At 43.0% G+C, this 18782-nt stretch carries 19 protein-coding genes and 1 pseudogene; 10 read left to right on the top strand and 10 right to left on the bottom strand.

The window, feature by feature from the left end:
• Nucleotides 1-332 precede the first annotated feature (332 nt).
• A pseudogene (locus ACH6CZ_RS13710) lies at nt 333-964 on the bottom strand (pentapeptide repeat-containing protein).
• A gap of 232 nt (nt 965-1196) precedes the next feature.
• On the opposite strand from ACH6CZ_RS13710, the gene ACH6CZ_RS13705 reads away from it, so the two are divergent.
• From ACH6CZ_RS13705 to ACH6CZ_RS13665, 9 genes are all read left to right on the top strand, one after another.
• The gene (locus ACH6CZ_RS13705; RefSeq protein WP_374098028.1) at nt 1197-2066 is read left to right on the top strand and encodes an SDR family oxidoreductase; all 870 of its coding nucleotides are present in this window, start codon (nt 1197-1199) and stop codon (nt 2064-2066) included.
• Between the two features lie 275 nt (nt 2067-2341).
• Nucleotides 2342-3328, top strand: coding sequence for an aldo/keto reductase (locus ACH6CZ_RS13700; protein WP_374098027.1), 987 nt, complete (start codon nt 2342-2344; stop codon nt 3326-3328).
• Between the two features lie 135 nt (nt 3329-3463).
• Nucleotides 3464-3787 (top strand): ArsR/SmtB family transcription factor, encoded by a 324-nt coding sequence (locus tag ACH6CZ_RS13695; RefSeq protein ID WP_374098026.1) that lies wholly within the window; start codon nt 3464-3466, stop codon nt 3785-3787.
• The gene (locus ACH6CZ_RS13690) at nt 3787-4275 is read left to right on the top strand and encodes an SRPBCC family protein (protein WP_374098025.1); all 489 of its coding nucleotides are present in this window, start codon (nt 3787-3789) and stop codon (nt 4273-4275) included. The genes ACH6CZ_RS13695 and ACH6CZ_RS13690 overlap by 1 nt, the downstream gene beginning before the upstream one ends.
• Before the next feature lie 102 nt (nt 4276-4377).
• Nucleotides 4378-4683, top strand: coding sequence for a putative quinol monooxygenase (locus ACH6CZ_RS13685; protein ID WP_374098024.1), 306 nt, complete (start codon nt 4378-4380; stop codon nt 4681-4683).
• Nucleotides 4684-4777: 94 nt separating this feature from the next.
• Nucleotides 4778-5350: a hypothetical protein gene (locus ACH6CZ_RS13680; protein ID WP_374098023.1), complete on the top strand. Its 573-nt coding sequence runs from the start codon at nt 4778-4780 to the stop codon at nt 5348-5350.
• Between the two features lie 76 nt (nt 5351-5426).
• The gene (locus ACH6CZ_RS13675) at nt 5427-5624 is read left to right on the top strand and encodes a hypothetical protein (RefSeq protein WP_374098022.1); all 198 of its coding nucleotides are present in this window, start codon (nt 5427-5429) and stop codon (nt 5622-5624) included.
• Nucleotides 5625-5911: 287 nt separating this feature from the next.
• On the top strand, nt 5912-6280 hold the full coding sequence (locus tag ACH6CZ_RS13670) for an ArsR/SmtB family transcription factor (protein WP_374098021.1): 369 nt from the start codon (nt 5912-5914) through the stop codon (nt 6278-6280).
• Between the two features lie 11 nt (nt 6281-6291).
• The gene (locus tag ACH6CZ_RS13665; RefSeq protein WP_374098020.1) at nt 6292-8739 is read left to right on the top strand and encodes a heavy metal translocating P-type ATPase; all 2448 of its coding nucleotides are present in this window, start codon (nt 6292-6294) and stop codon (nt 8737-8739) included.
• Nucleotides 8740-8825: 86 nt separating this feature from the next.
• Here the strand turns inward: ACH6CZ_RS13665 and ACH6CZ_RS13660 are convergent, their stop codons facing one another.
• The 3 genes from ACH6CZ_RS13660 to ACH6CZ_RS13650 form a co-directional block, all read right to left on the bottom strand.
• Nucleotides 8826-9518, bottom strand: coding sequence for an AIM24 family protein (locus tag ACH6CZ_RS13660; protein WP_374098019.1), 693 nt, complete (start codon nt 9516-9518; stop codon nt 8826-8828).
• Between the two features lie 663 nt (nt 9519-10181).
• Nucleotides 10182-11756, bottom strand: a complete 1575-nt coding sequence (locus ACH6CZ_RS13655; protein WP_374098018.1) for a metal ABC transporter solute-binding protein, Zn/Mn family — start codon at nt 11754-11756, stop codon at nt 10182-10184.
• A gap of 413 nt (nt 11757-12169) precedes the next feature.
• Nucleotides 12170-13060, bottom strand: coding sequence for a methyl-accepting chemotaxis protein (locus tag ACH6CZ_RS13650; protein WP_374098017.1), 891 nt, complete (start codon nt 13058-13060; stop codon nt 12170-12172).
• Between the two features lie 225 nt (nt 13061-13285).
• On the opposite strand from ACH6CZ_RS13650, the gene ACH6CZ_RS13645 reads away from it, so the two are divergent.
• On the top strand, nt 13286-13867 hold the full coding sequence (locus ACH6CZ_RS13645) for an HAD-IA family hydrolase (RefSeq protein WP_374098016.1): 582 nt from the start codon (nt 13286-13288) through the stop codon (nt 13865-13867).
• A gap of 68 nt (nt 13868-13935) precedes the next feature.
• On the opposite strand, the gene ACH6CZ_RS13640 is transcribed toward ACH6CZ_RS13645, so the two are convergent.
• From ACH6CZ_RS13640 to ACH6CZ_RS13615, 6 genes are all read right to left on the bottom strand, one after another.
• Nucleotides 13936-14388: an ASCH domain-containing protein gene (locus tag ACH6CZ_RS13640; protein ID WP_374098015.1), complete on the bottom strand. Its 453-nt coding sequence runs from the start codon at nt 14386-14388 to the stop codon at nt 13936-13938.
• A 113-nt stretch (nt 14389-14501) separates the two neighbouring features.
• Nucleotides 14502-15428 carry a cation diffusion facilitator family transporter gene (locus ACH6CZ_RS13635; protein ID WP_374098014.1) on the bottom strand — a complete coding sequence of 309 codons (927 nt, stop codon included), beginning with the start codon at nt 15426-15428 and terminating at the stop codon, nt 14502-14504.
• Nucleotides 15429-15447: 19 nt separating this feature from the next.
• The gene (locus ACH6CZ_RS13630) at nt 15448-15753 is read right to left on the bottom strand and encodes an ArsR/SmtB family transcription factor (protein WP_374098013.1); all 306 of its coding nucleotides are present in this window, start codon (nt 15751-15753) and stop codon (nt 15448-15450) included.
• Between the two features lie 183 nt (nt 15754-15936).
• Complete coding sequence (locus ACH6CZ_RS13625) at nt 15937-16221, bottom strand: phospholipase (protein WP_374098012.1); 285 nt, start codon at nt 16219-16221, stop codon at nt 15937-15939.
• A 247-nt stretch (nt 16222-16468) separates the two neighbouring features.
• Entirely contained in the window at nt 16469-17878 is a 1410-nt protein-coding gene (locus ACH6CZ_RS13620; RefSeq protein ID WP_374098011.1) for a hypothetical protein, read from the bottom strand.
• Between the two features lie 120 nt (nt 17879-17998).
• Entirely contained in the window at nt 17999-18568 is a 570-nt protein-coding gene (locus ACH6CZ_RS13615) for a manganese catalase family protein (protein WP_374098010.1), read from the bottom strand.
• Nucleotides 18569-18782 lie beyond the last annotated feature (214 nt).

The raw sequence follows: 18782 nt of genomic DNA, 5'->3' as shown, positions 1-18782 counted from the left end.
GGCTGACCTGATTGCTAAGTATGCTATAAACGGCTAAGCTGATCATAAGGAAAATGAGTATGAGTCTGAGTTTTTCGTCATCCCCTCTAGGTCAGCTTGACTGAAAAGGAAAATATTTCCATCATATATAATAGACGATTTTTTCCTTAAAAGGAAGTTCGAAAAATGCTTACTGATGTGATTGCGATCGTTTTTGTATTTATCATTACCTTCTTTATCAGCGCAACTCTCAACATCTTCTTAAAGACAACAAGTAAAATTGACTGGGCCATCACATTATTACTTTGTGTGGGACTATCTATCACGTTAGCAAGGATTTTAGGATGAATGTATTAATCCACAATCACCAGTCCAAGCAATGCTGCAAACTGTATCGCCTGCTGAGTCGAGACTTTACACCCCTTTAGATCCTCAAGTGAGAGACTCAGTGACTGGAACGTTGAGGTACTGATATCAACGTTTTTTAGTGGTTTTCAAAGTTAACACTGTTCAGGTTACATCGATTAAATTCAACCCTCCTTAATACACACTCATAAAAATCGGCACTTTCTAATGAAGCCGATTTAACCCTCACTTTTTCAAGCTTTGAGCTTCCGAATGCAGATAGACTTAAAATTGAATATTCAAAAAATACATTTCCCAGTCTTGAATGAGTCAGATCAGTTCCGGTAAATTTACAGTTTTGAAAATTGACTCTATGAATAGAAGCTTTACCTAGATTTGCATTAGAGAAATCACAGTTTTCAAACTTCACTTCTGTCATGCTGATCGACGTGAAGTCAGTCCCATTAAAGCGACAGTTCTTCAGGATCATTCCTGACAGATTTACTCTATGTAAATCTTCATTTTCAAAATCAATATCACTGATCAGACAACTGTCGAGCTCCGGATAATCTTCATGAAAAATATCTTCAAACCTTTTCTCTGTCAGCTCAGCACGAATTTTTGGTGAAGCCAGTTTCATTGATATAACCTCTTTCAATTGTTTACTAAGTTCAGTGTAGGGAAAGTGGAGAGAAAAAACAGGCTATCTTTTTTGCCGAGGTTGTATGCAACGTGTAAAAATTCAATTTCAGCTGAATCTTTTCAGATCAATGCCTGTAGCAGGTTCATTCTTTTTGGCGAACCTGACAGATGTTTACATCCCATTATGTGAGGAATAGAGTGGTATATACAAGATAAAGGAGCTGAATAAAATGGATATTCAACAACGACAAAAAGGCGGTCAACCGGGGCAAACTCAGGCAGAACAGCCCGGAATTGAGTCGAAAATGGACCCGCGTCCACTTCAGCCACTTGATTACAAAGGTAGTGAAAAGCTGACTGACCGGATCGCGCTCATTACAGGAGGGGATAGCGGAATTGGTCGCGCCGTCGCGATCGCTTATGCCCGTGAAGGTGCACACCTTGCAATCAATTATCTGAAAGATGAGCAGAGTGACGCGGATGAGACGAAGAAACTAATTGAGCAGGAAGGCGTAAAGTGCCTGCTGATTCCAGGCGATGTGTCTAAAGAAGAGACTTGTAAGGAATTAATTGAAAAAACGGTAGATTATTTTGGGCGTCTGGATATTTTAATCAATAATTCAGCGGTACAATACCCGACCTCTAACCTTGAAGATATTTCATTTGAACAGTGGGATAAAACGTTCAAAACAAATATGTATTCAGTCTTTCATATGACGAAATTTGCATTACGTCACTTAAAAGAGGGCGGCGCAATTATTAATACGACGTCAGTCAATCCGTATAAAGGAAACCCGCAGTTGATTGATTACACGTCTACAAAAGGTGCGATTGTCGGTTTCACGCGCAGTATGGCAGCGAACCTTTCTGATAGAGGCATTCGTGTGAATATGGTTGCCCCGGGACCGATCTGGACACCACTCATTCCATCAACATTTGACGAAGAGAAAGTGGAAGAGTTCGGTACAGATACATTAATGGGACGTCCGGGTCAGCCGTCAGAGCTGGTCGGACCTTATGTGCTGCTTGGTTCTGACGATGGTTCTTATATGACGGGACAGTGTATTCATGTGAATGGTGGACAGGTGATGTCGTCATAGAATTGATTTATCCCCTTAGGCTTATGTATGCCTAAGGGGTTTAAAATGTAGCTGAGTGCAGTGTTTTCTCTGTTGCCGTAGGTGTCCCGGCATTTGACGTAGCTATACACCCGGTTTGAGGCAGGTAATAGCTCAGTTGATTGCCGTGAAAATACAATTGACGTAGATAGACGGCGCTATTCACGTTTGCCATGACGCAACCTTCGATCAGTTTAGCCTACCTCTCAGCGGGTAGAGACATGATAGTGATCTAATCTGCAGAAGAGGTGTTGTGAATGAAAAACGATCTTAACATTAAGCATAAACTCGGTCTTGGAACCGCGCCGCTCGGCAATATGTTCAGAGATGTGCCTGAAGAAGAAGCGATGAAAACGATTCAGTCTGCGTGGAATGAAGGGATCCGCTATTTTGATACAGCGCCGTTTTATGGAGCGGGACTGGCTGAGATCAGACTTGGTGAGATTCTATCCGCTTATAACCGCGATGAATACCTGCTGAGTTCAAAAGTAGGCAGGATTGTCCTGGATGAAATGGAAGAGAAAGAAGGCCTTTTTGAATATGGTCGTAAAAATAAGATCAAGACGGACTATACAGAGGAAGGGACACTCAGGTCTATTGAAGACAGTCTGAAGCGCCTGAAAACGGATCGTCTGGATATGGTATATGTGCATGATATTTCTCCTGACTTTCTCGGGGACGAGTGGGTCACGAAATTCGATGAAGCACGTAATGGTGCGTTCAAGGTACTGGACCGTTTGAGAGATGAAGGTGTGATTAAAGCGTGGGGTCTTGGTGTCAATACGACAACGCCGATTGAAGTAGCGCTTGAACTTGAAGAAGCACATCCTGATCTCAGCTTATCCGCGACACAATACACGCTGCTTCAGCATGAGCGCGCACTTGAGCGGATGATGCCGCTTGCTGAAAAAAGCGGTGGCGGACTTGTGATTGGATCGGCATTTAACTCAGGGGCATTGCTTGGTGGAGACCACTTTGACTATCAAAAAATCACACCTGAAATTAAAGCGCGTGTGGACAAATTCAATGAAGTCGCACTGAATCACGGTGTGAAGCTGAAAGATGCAGCGCTGCAGTTTTCAACAGCACATCCGGCAGTGAAAGCAGTGGTAACAGGCTCTACAAGACCTGATCGTATCAAGGAGGACCTGCAGGCGCTGAAAGCAAATATTCCAGGCGATTTTTGGAAAGAGCTTGTGGAGAGAGGGCTTGTATCAGCGAGAGCGCCGATTCCTAAAAAGTAAATACTAATAAACTAACAAAAAGTTCCGGTAGATGCCGGAACTTTTTTGATTGCAGATTAAAATAATCAGAATTTTAAATATTCTTATTGACGAATATTCTTTTTATGGTATATTTAAAATAAGAAGGTGATTTAAATGTCTAATGCGAATCATATAAAGATGTTCCAGGCGGTTGGAGACGAAAAACGTCATAAGATATTAGAGCTTTTGCAGGGAGGAGCCAAAACGGTTGGTGAGATCGCTGATGAGCTGGGTTATCTTCAGCCTCAGACCTCCAAACATTTAAAAATTCTGCATGAGGCAGGCTTGGTCCGTGTTGAAGCCGTTGCAAACAAACGGTTTTATCATCTGGAGAAAAGTGGGTTTATCGCTTTACAGAATTGGCTGTCATCATACATTCAACAGTGGGAAGACCAGCTTGACAGACTGGAGGCGCATTTAAAAGAGGAGGAATCATGATGAACGTGAAAACAGAGGGGACCAAACTGATTATTGAACGTACTTTTTCCGTATCGCAGGAGCGGCTGTTTAAGGCTTTTACAACTTCCAGTGAATTAGAAGCATGGTGGGGGCCAAAAGGATGGAAGACGACAAACAAGCGTTTTGAATTTAAACCGGGTGGACTCTGGCATTACTGCATGAAGTGTGAAGATAAAAGTCAGGGTGATTTTTATGGAATGGAGTCATGGGGACTGGCAAAATTTAAGGAAATTCAGGCGCCTGAACGATTTCTTTATGAAGATATGTTTTCTGATGAAGAGGGAAATGTAAACGGTGAGCTGCCGGGAATGGATATTGAGGTTCTTTTTGTACCTGCAGAAGACGGGACAAAATTGATCACCACGACGTTCTTTGATTCAGAAGAGTCCCTCAACAGGCTGAGTGAAATGGGCATGGTAGAAGGAACAGCCTCACAGATGGACCGACTGGAAGAATATCTTAAATAAACGATTCATGGGATAAAGCAAGTTCTGTTTTAAAATAGAACATGTTTTTATCCCTGATTAAATTTTGTAAAAAAAATCATCTTGATTGTGGAGGGGACTAAAATGAGTAAATACAGCTTGTTTGGTAAGTTCACAGTGCAGGAAGGGAAGAGGGATCTGCTGGCTGATATTCTTGTAGAAGCGGCTGAATCAATGAAGGATCTTAAGGAATGTGAAGCCTATATCGTGAGTACGTCTGAAAATGAGCCCGATGCGGTCTACGTGTATGAAACGTGGGAAAATGAACAGGCGCATCAGGCATCATTGTCACTCGAAGCAACTCAGACGCTGATCAGCCGTGCCAAGCCGATTATTACGGGAATGGAGAGGATTAGTACGCTTCAGACTGTCGGGGGTAAAGGGATTTAAATGATTCCATGGGTATCGGTACAATTTTTCCCTCTTATATAAGATAAAGGAATTGTGTTAATATTGTGTTCAACATAGGAAAAGGAGCCGCAATATGACACAGATTTTCCTCGGATTACTACTGGTGTTTTTTAAACTTAACATCAGCTTTCTTGATATCAGTCTTACATATTCATTAACAAACCTGATTGGCTATATACTCATCTTTTTTGGCGTAAAGAAGGTTTCACGCAAGTATGAAGGTGTGGGAAAAGCACAGCCTTTAGTGAGCTTTATGATTTTTCACAGCCTTGCTTTTCTCATCTTAAATGCATCCGGCAACTCACCGCTGGAACTTCCGCTAGATACTTATCTGGCTATTATATCTTTTGTGGGACTCGGTTTTGTTATCGCGGGAATGTTCATGGTATTTGTGATTATTTCCAGGTTGACTGAAGGGCTGGAAGAGGATGCAGGTGTCACAACTCATACAAAACGGTTAAAAAAATTGTGCGCCATCATGATGGCTGTATACGTTTTGGCCGGAATGTTTTATTTCATGTTTACGATGGTCCCGGCAATCGCAGAGGTTTTAATGGGTGCTTTATTACTCTTAAAGCTGATCTTCTTAATTGAGTTTTATAGTATTTTTCTAACGAGTAAAAGTAGCGTAGCAGCTGAAAGGTAGAGGAGGGACAGACCCTCCTCTACCTTTCCTGCTATAATAAGGATGTAACAACAAAAAAACAAAAGGAGAGACAACCATGAGCAAAAGCAAAGCAAAAAAACAGCGGCTGCACGCGGTGAGAAATGGAAAGTTTGACGTTGATTTGAAACGCGGCACACAGGCTGAGATCAGTACACATGTCAGAAAGACAAAAACAAAAAAGGAGAAGCTTGATCAGCTGAGAAGTAAACACAAAAAATCAACATCAGGGTGGAGGATAGAAAAAGTTGCCTGATGGAATAAGGAGAATTGAAAACAGGTCCTCTCGGCGCAATGTGCTGAGAGGACCTGTTTTTTTAGAAAGAAAATTCGTCTGGTTGTTCCGGCTGAATGCTGTGAAACGCCCCGCGACGTTCATAAGTGCCAGGATGGATGCCGTGATACCGCGGAAGGTAGACCCGGGTCTGTCCCTCCTCTACTCAAACGATCAAACAACTATTTGAATATGTCATTGACATCCCCAACCCCACACGCATACACTATAACTAAACAATCAAACAACTATTTGAATGAGGTGCAAATATGGTTAAATCAGCGAATCAGACATCACAGGATACATGTGAAACGTATTGTTATGACGAATCTGTTGTGAATCGGGTGCAGCCCAAAATACCTGAAGCAGAGGGTGTTGAGCTGATTTTTAAGGCATTGGCAGATGCGACGCGCGTAAAAATCACGTATGCGCTCACACTAGAGGAAGAGCTTTGCGTCTGTGATATTGCCAATATTATCGGCTGCTCAACAGCAACTGCATCACATCATCTGCGTCTGCTGAGAAATATGAAGCTTGCGAAATATCGTAAGGAAGGCAAGCTGGTATTTTACTCACTTGCTGATGATCATGTGCGTCAGCTTGTGTCGATCGCGTTAGTTCATGCAAATGAGGAATAGGGGTGTTAGAAATGCAAAAAACTGAACAGGAAACAAAGTCATCCTGCTGTTCTATAGAAAATACGCAGGAAGAAAAAGAAGCGGCTGGTTCATGCTGCTCAAATAAAAGTCCGGAACCTGAACAAACCGGTGAAATGAATGAGAAATCTATCAATCATGTGCAAACTTTTAAAGTGAGCGGCATGGACTGTCCGTCATGTGCATCAACTCTTGAAAAGGGTCTTTCAAAAAGAGAGGGTGTTCAATCAATCAGTGTCAATTATGCGGCAGGTAAAATGACTGTTGGTGCTTTGAATAATGACATTTTCGCAGCGATTCCAGAGGATGTGAAGAAATTTGGCTTTGAAGCCGAACCGGAACGTCCGGTAAAAGACGCTTACATTTACCAGGTAAGCGGAATGGACTGCAGTTCATGTGCTGCAACGCTTGAGAAGCATATGACAGGTAATGTGGGTGTGCAAAGTGTCAAAGTTAATTTTTCAACCGGTAAAATGCATATTTCCCACACGCTGAGTGATGAGCAGGTTGTCAAAGAAGTTCAGAAGTCAGGATTTGATGCTAAGCTTGCGACTTTGCGGAATCAAAAGAAGACCGACGAAAAGAAGATAAAAGCGTTTCCGGTTACGACGGTTTCCGGACTCCTTTTAGCAATTGGATTTATCGGATCATTTACTGCCATTCCAGAATGGATGATCACATTATTTTACGCATCTGCTATTGTGATCGGTGGATATAAGCCTGCGAGAAGCGCATTCTATGCAGTCAAAAGCCGCTCGCTTGATATGAATGTGCTGATGGTGACTGCAGCAATCGGTGCAGCACTGATTGGCGAATGGTTTGAAGGGGCAACAGTTGTCTGGCTGTTTGCGCTTGGGAATGCACTGCAAAACCGGTCTATTGAACGCACGAGAGATTCGATCCGCAGCCTGATTAATCTGACGCCGTCTGAAGCTGTGATTAAAGCAGCGGATGGAACGGTTGTAAAAGATGTAGAAGACGTTTCGATTCATGACATTATGATCGTGAAACCGGGTGAAAAAATTCCGCTCGATGGTGAAATTACTGCCGGACGATCAAGTCTGAACCAGGCGCCGATCACTGGTGAGTCGCTGCCGGTTGATAAAGAGCCGGGGGATAAAGTATATGCCGGGACAGTGAATGAAAGCGGCTCTTTAGAAGTAAAGGTCACGAGACTGTCAGAGGATACAACGATCGCACGAATCATTCATTTAGTAGAAGAAGCGCAGGAGAAAAAAGCGCCGACGCAGGCCTTCATTGACCGGTTTGCAGCGGTCTATACGCCGATTGTATTTTTACTTGCACTGCTTGTGATGGTGGTTCCACCCCTTGCCGGGTTCGGCGCGTGGGGTGAATGGTTCTATAGAGGGCTTGCACTATTAGTCGTTGCTTGTCCGTGTGCACTTGTCATTTCAACGCCGGTTGCGATTGTCTCAGCGATCGGAAATGCTGCTCGTAACGGCGTGCTGATTAAAGGTGGGACGTTCCTTGAAAAAGCAGGCGCTATCAAAGCCATCGCTTTTGATAAAACGGGTACGTTAACTGAAGGAAAGACGAAAGTCACGCAGGTTATTACACTTGAAGGTGACAGTGAAACGCTTGTCAGTATCGCAAAAACGATTGAAGAGCATTCAACACATCCAATTGCACAGGCTGTGATCAGCTATGCCAATGAACGAAACATCTCAGCAAAAGCGGGTAATGGTTTTAGTGCGATTGCCGGAAAAGGTGCGACTGCATTCATTGACGGCACTGAATATTTTGCGGGTAAACCGAAGCTCTTTAAAGAGAACGGTGTATCAACTGCGCATCTTGATGAACAGATAGACGTGATGGAAAATGAAGGTAATACGCTTGTGGCAGTGGGTACACGTGATCAAATTCTCGGACTCATCGCAGTTGCAGACACGGTCCGGGATATCACTGTCCGTTCGATTGAGAAGCTGAAGCAGTCGGGCGTCAGTGAAATGGTGATGCTGACTGGTGATAATGAAGGTACAGCAAAGAAAATGGCTGCTGAAACCGGATTGGACCGCTATTTTGCCGAGCTGATGCCTGAAGATAAGGTAACGGCTGTGAAGAAGCTACAGAATGAAGGGAAGCAGGTTGCGATGGTTGGAGACGGCATTAATGATGCGCCTGCACTTGCCACTGCTGATCTTGGAATCGCAATGGGCGGTGCCGGAACCGACACGGCGATGGAAACAGCGGATATTGTATTGATGGCAGATAATCTTGAAAAACTGCCGTACACGATCAGCCTGAGCCGAAAAGCGCTCACGATCATTAAGCAGAATATCTGGTTTTCACTGATGACGAAACTTGCAGCGCTCATGCTGATTTTCCCGGGGTTCCTGACGCTGTGGATGGCTGTACTGAGTGATACGGGTGCTGCACTGATTGTCATTTTGAATAGTATGCGTCTGTTGCGGATGAAATAAGAAAAAGCAGATCCTGTTGGGTCTGCTTTTTTGTAGTTCGGAGCTGACAGAACACGATAAGTGTAGTGTCCTGTCAGCTTCTAAAATCAACTCTGCTGCGCCTGATACACTTCCTCATAAGGCTGCACCACAACAAATCCATTCCCCGAAAACTTCATCTGTACTGACTCTCCGCTGCCACGGCCAAAGAAGCTCTTCAGCTGAACGTCTGTGACAAACTCAGGCTCGAGATTACCTGACCACGCAACCGTTGCGTTCGGGTCGGTGAATACAGGTTTGTTCGGTGTGACATGTAGCGTGAGTGGCTCATAATGTGAAGTAAAGGCAACAAGCCCCTGGCCTTCAAGACGAACGTTGAACAATCCGCCAGCCATCATCCCCGCTACACGTCTCATCAGCTTGATATCCCATTCCAATCCGTCCTGAAAAGCAAGCAGGTCATTTCCGTTAATAAAAATACTCTCGCCTTCCAGGTCAAGCACAGTAATTTTCTTCCCCATATCCGCGATGTAAAGTCTGCCCTGCCCATTGGCCTTCATTAATTGAGCACCTTCACCACTAAATGCCTTCTTAACGAACTTCCCAAGTCCATGTTCAAGCATACCCTCACGTTCGAATTTAATATTTCCATCATACGAAATCATTGAACCCGCTTTTGCCCAGACACGTCCATTCAAGTTCACCTCAAGCATACGGTCGGTTTCCAGCTCAAAAAAGTTACGCGCGCTGTCTTCCTGCTGCGTTTCCTGTACGAATTGTCTGATTGAGTACTTAGACATCACAATTCCTCCTTAGTTCAGATAATCATTTATACGGTTGATAAAAGAAATAGTTTCAAATGGAGGAAAAAGGGTTATTACCAAACCTCCGTGATTGAGATGGTCTGTACGATCAGTTAAGTTCATGTATTAATATGAAGCGCATCGTCTAGTAGCGATGGAAGCGATATGTATAAGCAGGGCTACGATGGAGTTTGCACCTTCATATGCGATGAAGTCAAGGTCAGTCTTCAGTTTGACTCAGACCTTGAATATCTTGAAGTAAGACACCTCTTGAATAATAAAGCATTGCAACGAGCTCACCCATTTTCCCTTCAAAACTTCCTTTTGCTTAATAGTAAATGGCATGGGGGACCTCCTTGAAACGCAGTGTACATTTAATCTTAGCAGTAAAAAAATGCAGAGCAAGAGTTGTGCTGCGGCATAGTTCATTCAGTCACCCTTTAAAATAAATCTATCAGCAATTGAATGATTCGACCATCAATCGTGTGGATTCCATCAATAGTGAATTGGGGGATGATGGATTTGTCATTAATTAAATTAATTCGATCGGCAATCAGATTTATTCTATCCCTTTATGCAGAATTGGTTGGGGCTAGTACTACCCGTGGATATTCCAATACCATTTAAAAACAGACCCGGTATAAAACCGGGCCTGACAGATTAATGCGCCATCATCTCATGTGCAATGTCTTCACCTTTCATATCTGATGGATAATATGTTGGCCAGTTCACGACTTCATCAAGTAATGCTTCACGGTCATCGCCCCAGTACAGGTGGTAGTGATGCGCATCTGTTGGGGAAATGCTGTGGTCACTGAACTGAATGTAGGCAGGCATTGTGCCTTCCTGTGTTTCTTCAAGCTTAAAGATGTAGCGTACACCACGGTTTCCTGCTTCATAATTCAGGATCTCATATCCATCATAAGTGTAGACACCGGTTGATGGTTCGCCGTTTTTATAGAGAGTAAATATGTCATTTTCTATTACAATTCGGTCTACATCTGTTACATACCCTTCAGTATAGTATTCCTTATACTCCTCAGCTGTTTTATCACCTTCTTCAGCTTTATGGGCAAATACTTCATCAAGCGTTCCGTCCTGAAGGTAAGGATAAACTGACTGCCAGTCACCTTCCCAGTCAGACAGCGAACGGTCTTCTATCTGATGATCTTCAAAATAACCATCATAAATTTTTTGTGCTTCTTCATCGTGGTCGTGACCGTGATTGTGGTCATGTTCGTGATCGTGGTCGCGATCATGATCTTCCGGCTCGACAGCAGGTGCAGCAGACAACGCGATGTTCAGCTGCTCAAGGTTGTGCTTCATAAGAGAGAAATAGTCTTCACCGTTCTCAATATCTTCATCAGTTAAAACAGAAAGATTATGCAGCTTGAGCGTTTCTGCGCTAATTTCTTCTCTAATAATTTCAGCAATCTTTGTCGTTATGTTCTGTTCGAAAAAGACATGATGTAATCCATATGCTTCAGCTGTTTCTACAATTGATTGCAGCTCTCTTTGAGAAGGTTCCTGTGTAGGGCTCAGACCTGAAATTGCAATTTGATAAACATCATATGCTTCTTCCCAGTATCCATAAGCGGCATGCGACACGATAAAGTGATTGCCGGGTGCAGCTTCGATTCCAGTTGAAAACTCCTGATCTAATGCTTCAAGTTCAGCTTTTAATGACTCGAAGTTTTCTTCAAATAACGCTTCATTTTCGGGCTGCATATCTGTCAGCAAATCCTTAATGTTTTCAGCCATGTCAATCGAGCGGATCGGATCTAGCCAAACGTGAGGATCATAGTCCCCGTGGTCATGATCGTGCCCATCGCCATGGTCATGCGCACCTTCACTTAACTCAATACCTTCAGTTGCTTCTGCAATTGTTACATTTTCAGACTCAATCGCCTCAGCAATGCTGTCCGCGTAACCTTCAAGACCAGCACCATTCATAATAAATAGATCTGCTTCAGCGATCGCCATCACATCTTTTGAAGTAGGTTCATATGTATGCGAGTCAGAGCCGGGTGGGAGAATTGAATTTACCTCTGCTTCATCACCGGCAATACGTTCTGCGAAATACTGTAGTGGATAGACTGTCGTGTAAATTGAAAGGGGATCAGTATCAGATGATACAGCAGACGAACCACCGTCATTTTCATCATTGCTATTTCCGCACGCAGCAAGAGCGATAATACTTAATAAACTTAATGATAGTAACCATTTTTTATTCATTGTTTGCCTCCTTAATTTAAATCACAGTGAATAATATATCGTAATCATTACGATATGTAAATAGGAATTGTTACGATTTGCAAAATGTTGTAGGAATGAAATTGCATAAGAGACGATTTAATACCATTTTAATTGGTATTTTACGATCGGTGGTGAAGTGATGGTTAGAATAGCTGATACATTTAAAATATGTTCCTGGATTTATTCTCAAAGGGGAAGGGTTTTGTCAACGGTTTTGTGATGATTGGCTTATTGATATTAATTGGCGGGGTTCTAATTTATGGGGGACTGTACATAAAAAATATTGTTTTTTAAATCACAAAGAAACCGGGTGCCTTGCTGATCATAACAGGCATCTGGTTTCTTTGTATATGACTATTCAAATGTCGTGGAGTTACGTTGTTGATTAAATCTTACACACTCATCTTCAATCTCTCAGCATACCCATCAATCTTCGCAGCAATTTCAGTCAGCTCCTGAAAATCACTAATGGTTTCGCGAATTTGAGAAGAGCCTTTTTGAATGACTTTCTCCACCTCCTCCGTTCCATTACTGATCTCTTTAACCTCGGAACTGATTCCTTCTGCAGAGCTTCGGACCGTTAAGATCGATTCTTCAACTTTACCTGCAAGCTTTTTCACTTCTTTTGCTACAACATCAAATCCACGACCATGTTCCCCGGCGCGTGCAGCTTCAATTGCGGCATTCAGTGCGAGAAGGTTGGTCTGTGAAGCGATCTCTTTGATGGCAAAGGTCAGCTGCTGGATATTTTCTGCCTGCATCATCAGCTGAGTAAGTGTTTCAAGGTTCTTTCTAGAATATTCAAGCGTATGATCAATACTCTCACGCAGCTCATCACTTCGTTTAATCCCATGCTCTGCTTTATCAGTCATGCCTCCTGAAACGTCTGATAGCGAGGAGACCAACTCAGAAACACCAATCTGTCTATTCGTAATATCAGTGGCAACTTTTACGACGCCAATGACTTTGTGATCCTCGAAAATTGGCATATACGTCGCCTCAAGCCAGATCACTGAGCCATCACGTTTCTTCCGTTTGATTTTATCCTGAAATTGAATACCTGCTGATAAATCTCTCCAGAAACGTTCGTAATCAGCTGATTTTGAGAAATCCTCGAAACAAAAGATCTGGTGGTGACACCCAATCAATTCTTCCGGACGATATCCTGCAGCACCGGCAAACAGTTCATTTACATACGATACTTTTCTATTAAGGTCAAATTGAATCATCGCAAGATTCTTTTTAAAAGCCCCCATTACATTACTTTCTGCAACCATATTCATTTTATCCATCCCTCTTATACATATTATCCATTTATAAGCCTTATTACCTAAAAATCCATTCGTTAAACTTAATTCTCGGATTAAAGATATGTATCATCACTCTATAACATCCGCCTTTAACTAACTAATGTTATTATAAATGAAGAAAATATAAATCAATAGTTCAGAATAAAAAATTGAGCAGGATAAACTTAGATCAGTAAAAAATAAAATGGGGGAGTAGATGTGATCAAATGTATGATACTGGATTTTGATGGATTGGTAATTGATACAGAAACCAGTGAAATTGAATCTTTTGAAAAGCTTTATGAAACATATCAGGTGCAGTTCCCTGTTAAAAAGTGGCTGGAGGGAATAGGAAGTGCTTTAAGTTTTGACCCTTATGAATCTTTGATGTCAGAGGTCCCCGGGGTTAAAAGAGAAGAATTGAGACCGCAGTGGGCACAAGTGTTTGAATTGAACATCACGCTCGCCTCAAGTTCTTCTAAAAGATGGATTGACCGGCATATGGAGCAGCTGGATATTAGACAGTACTTTGATTTTATTTGTACAGCTGATGATGTTGAGCATGTGAAGCCGGAGCCTGATTTATACTTAAAAGTTCTCGCTCATTTTAATATAAAGTCCCATGAAGCGGTTGTTTTTGAAGACTCACCAAACGGAGCACTTGCGGCTATTCGCGCGGGTATTCAGTGTGTTGCCGTCCCTAATCCGACTACTGAGTCATTGGGATTTGACCCGGGCATTGCGCTCCGTCTTTCTTCAAAAGAGGAGATGAGTCTGGATGAAGTGCTGAGTAAAATATAAATTTTCAGGTTTCCATGATCAAATTAAGACGGGCGAACTACCAAATCGGTAAGTTTGCCCGTCTTAATTTATTTATTCACATCGACCAGCTCAAATCGTTCACAAACCAGCATCATATCTTCAGTGAACTCAAGTCCGATCTCATTTAATTCTTTTTTGAAAAAGCGCTCGTGTGCTTCCTTCCAGTAGCGGTACGTCCTGTCACCTTCACCCTCAGCAATCGCAAACTCCTCAGGGACTTCATTCATCGGCATCTGCTCCACCTGAGATGTACGGATAATTGCTAATGGCTCATCCTTACTGCTGAGAATAATGCTGTAATCATCTACTGCCGGCAGCGGTTCATTTTCAAGCTCATAGAAAACAAGGCCCGAACAGGTAGCTGTTTTTACTCCATCGATTACTAACTGTGCCAGCTGATCAGGCACTGCGCCAAATTGCCATGCAGTCACAGATGCCGGCTGTTCCTTACCCTGAGTATTCCAGAATTCGGTCCAATATTTTTGCGATGCTTCATTCATCTTCAATTCTCCTATGACTGTACAGTTTTACATTCATTATAGCATGACAGAAGAGGGCGCTTTAACCTCCGCCCCCAGCATGTAAATGCATGCACCTAGTACCAAGCTTCTTATCAGTGCACATGCCCATCCTGATGGCAGCACATTACGGTTTCATCATGCGGATGCGCCTCATCCTCAAGCTGAATGGTCACGTGACCGATCTTTTCATGGGCAAGTTTGTGTTCAACTTCCCGCAGCAGCTTCTGGCATTCATTGATGGAAAGGCTGCCTTCCACGACGGCGTGGCAGGAAAGGGCGTTGTTGCCGCTTGTGATGGACCAGACGTGCAGGTCGTGGATGTCTTTGATGCCGCTCACGCTTTTGATTGTTTTAATGACCTGCTCGAGATCTACATTTTCAGGTGTTCCCTCCATAAGTACGTGAATCGAATCCTTTGATACGCGCCAGCCGCTGATCAATACAAGAGCTGCTACAATCACACTTGCCAGCGGATCTGCCCAGCCCCAGTTTAAGAATATAATCAGAAGGGCGGCTACAATAGCGCCAACTGATCCAAGCAGATCGCCAAGTACATGAAGGAATGCAGCGCGCAGATTGAGATTGTCTTTTGTATCACCTTTACGCATCAGCATCCAGGCGACCACAATATTCACAATCAGTCCAAGTGTGGCAATGATTAACATGCCGGTTGAGGCAATTTCGGGCGGGTTGCTGAAACGCTGAAAAGCCTCGTAAAAAATATAGAATGCAATTAGTACGAGCGTCACACCGTTAAAAACAGCTGCCAAAATTTCAAATCGTTTATAGCCATAAGTTTTACTTTGGTCAGCAGCCCTTTCACCCAGCGTAAAGGCGAGTAGCCCAACACCAAGCGAAATCGAATCGCTCAGCATATGACCGGCGTCAGATAATAGTGCAAGGCTGTTAGTCAGAAAACCACCGATCGCTTCGACAATCATAAAACTGGTAATGATGATAAAGCTGATTAGTAAAGCTTTTTTATTGGAAGTGTGCGCATGATCATGTCCGTGTCCCATTATTTCACCTCCGCAAATTTTAGTGACGGGCGTGTTCTATCATTTGTTCGAGTATCTTCATTACGTGTTCATCGTCATGGGAATAGTATAGCGTTGTCCCTTCACGGCGATACTTTACAAGCCGGAGATTTTTTAAAAATCTCAATTGATGGGAGACGGTAGATTGTCGAAGGCTCAACGCTTCAGAAATCCCGTTCACAGAATATTCATTTGCAAACAGCAGATGTAAAATCCTGATTCTCGTCGGATCACCGAGTGCTTTGAATGTCTGTGATACGACAAAAAGTGTTTCTTCATCAAGGTTTTCCGGATGATGATTATTCAAAAGACCACCTCCACTCGAAGTATGTATATATGTGTATGTATTCATATATTAAAACCGGAAAGTAGAATTGTCAATCGGGTGGAAATGTTCATGAAGCATAGTAAATTCAGTTATGAGTACACCAATCAGCAGTCCGATTAACATTGAATCAGACTGCTTCTTTGTTGTTCAGCGATGTTGGACTTAAAAGAAACAGGTGAAATTTCTTTGCATCTTCATGTAGTGAAGGATGATCATGGCATGTCGTCCTTCTGGCGTTCGGAATGATTGGAGGGAAGAAAGTCTTTGGATCAATGCTTCATCACAGGCACACCGGTTTCCTGTATCTCTATAACATTCGTCGTGGGCTTTACATGCGGCATCAATTGGATTGATCGGATCCCCCGGGCCACTGCAGCCGGGTCCACACCACCGGTAGCCGGGAAATACACAAAACCTTATACGTCTGCATCTACTCCTGCGGCGCACAAACAGTCATCTCCTTATTCAATATTAAATAACCCGAAGAGGATCTTACTCTTTCAGATTATGTATCAGCCCACCTCATGTAACTGCGCCGCAAACCCGATCGGGAAAATCTTAATACACTAATAAGTTATGCAAAAATGTCATATCATGTATGGTTTAGTGTCTATTATTCTAAGAAAAATCGATTATGAAATTGACTCGTTTAATCAAAAAAGATGCAGCCCAAAGGAGAGCTGCATCTTTTTTTCTATAGGAAAATCACGACAAATCCCTGTAAATAAATCTGTACCATTAAATAAAATGCAATGGCAAATTTATAGTTAAATAGAAAACTGTTCTTCACAATGCTTAGTCCATTTACCGAACTCAGCACAATGGTTGGAAGAATTAGCGGTGAAATCATAATAGAGATGACACTTCCTGACGTGATACCCAGCAGGACAATTTCAGGCGGATAGGGAACATCTACGCCTTGCAAAATGCCTGATACGAGAACAATCACTGTCAGTGGGCCGAGCCCGATAAAGCCAAGGATAATCACAACAAATGGCAATACCCACAGGAAATTCAGAAATGGAATGGTGCCTGACACTAAAAACAGACCATCCACGATATATTCACCGTAGCCTGACTGACTTACAGCATCAATTAAAAATCCGGCAGCCAGTAAAATAGAGAATTGCTGCGCTTTATTTGGAATACCTGACTTCGCATAGGCTTTACCATTTTCAATGATCCTGCCCGGTTTTCTACGAATGAAGAAGTTAATGATTACCCAGGCAATAATCACGAGTGGAATGATTAGCAGCAGGCTCGCACTCCAGAGAGAATTAAATAGAAAGATAGATCCGAACAGCGTCACAAATAATAGGACGAATTCAACAACTTCTTTATTGCCACCCGGCTGCTGATGGCCAGCAATTTTAGCCAGCTGCTCCTGAATACCTGCAGTCAGATTCACACCATATCTGCGTTCGCGGATATAAGAAGTGAAGACAGATAAGAGAATGCCGGCAAACGAAATCATAAAGCCTTGTAAAATCGACAGACCGAGTGAAGCACCAAGTGCATCCACGGCAAAAATAAAGCTTGGAATACTGATGACCCACATCGTCGTCAGAGCGAAACCGCGCAGCAGGGCAGTGCCTTTATAATTCTCCCAGGCCTCCCCATGCTGATCGCTCAGGAAATTGTTAATCATACCATATAGCATTGGAATAGCGCCAAATAATAAAAAGTATGAAATGATCTGTGTCATCATGATCATGCCAAAGTAAAATTTTCTGCTTGTGTTCAACAGCCTTTGGGCAAAATGAATAACAGATTCTATATAAGGCTTTTCTTCAAGTACCCAGCTGATGATCGGAACAATTAATAGCAGTGCAATCAAACCGCTCATCACCGTAAATCCGGACACACTCGCTTCTAAAAGAGAGGTGCCGGCAGTAAAGTGGATCATGATTGCAATGGCAAGCAGCATCAGTGAAATGGATGCCTGTTTTAAAGGCAGAAAAAAATAACCGATCGCAAAAGCTGCAAGGCCGAATAAAGAAAGCGGGGTTGTAAGCGAATCAATCTGGACCAGTGAGACAATAAAGTGTGTTATTACATATAAAAGAATAAAGAGGGTGTAACCCCATTTAGCAGTTTGCTTCATCACAGATACTCCCATCTGCACAAGATATGTCTGAACATATCGTAGCATAGGGAGGAGGGCATGGTAATTGTTATGCTTATAGATAAAAACCCGACTCCTGAAAAGAAGCCGGGCCTCCAATCAAAACACTTTTTTCTCTTCACGATCCTCTGTAATCAGCATGACAGATTCCTTAAAGCGCTGAGCATGAATAATTTCCCGTTCCCTTAAAAACCTGAGACCATCATTTAAATCAGGGTCATCTGACTGGTCAATGATCCACTGATAGGTGGCGCGTGCTTTTTCTTCTGCCGCGATATCTTCATAGAGGTCAGCGATCGGATCGCCCTTCGCCTGGATGTAGCTTGCTGTAAATGGGACACCGGCTGCGTTGCTGTAAAAGAGGGCGCTGTCATGACTGACGTAGTGTTCTGCCAGACCTGCTGCACGGAGCTGGTCCGGCGTGGCGTCTTTTGTGAGCTTGTAAATCATCGTTGCGATCATTTCAAGATGGGCAAATTCCTCCGTCGCAATATCATTTAACACACCAATGACTTTATCCGGAATCGTATAACGCTGATTCATATAACGAAGGGCAGCTGCAAGCTCGCCATCAGCGCCTCCATACTGCTCCATTAAGTATTTTGCAAGGGTGGGGTTACAGGTGCTGACTCTTACGGGATACATCAGCCTCTTTTCATAGCTCCACAAATTGAATACCTCCTTAAAGTAAAAGCGTAAGGCGCTTGTTCAGCTGCGACAAGCATAAGACGCGGAACGAAAAAGGGCGATTTTTCCCTTTATCGTTCAGTGGCTTATGACACGAGCAGCTAGCGCCTGAAGCTGGATAAAGTAAAAGCGTAAGGCGCTTGTTCAGCTGCGACAAGCATAAGACGCGGAACGAAAAAGGGCGATTTTTCCCTTT

The sequence above is a fragment of the Jeotgalibacillus sp. JSM ZJ347 genome, assembly GCF_044383825.1.
Taxonomy (GTDB): Bacteria; Bacillota; Bacilli; order Bacillales; family Jeotgalibacillaceae; genus Jeotgalibacillus.
The sequence above is the reverse complement of the archived record's forward strand: the minus strand, read 5'-3'. Positions and strand labels throughout refer to the sequence as shown.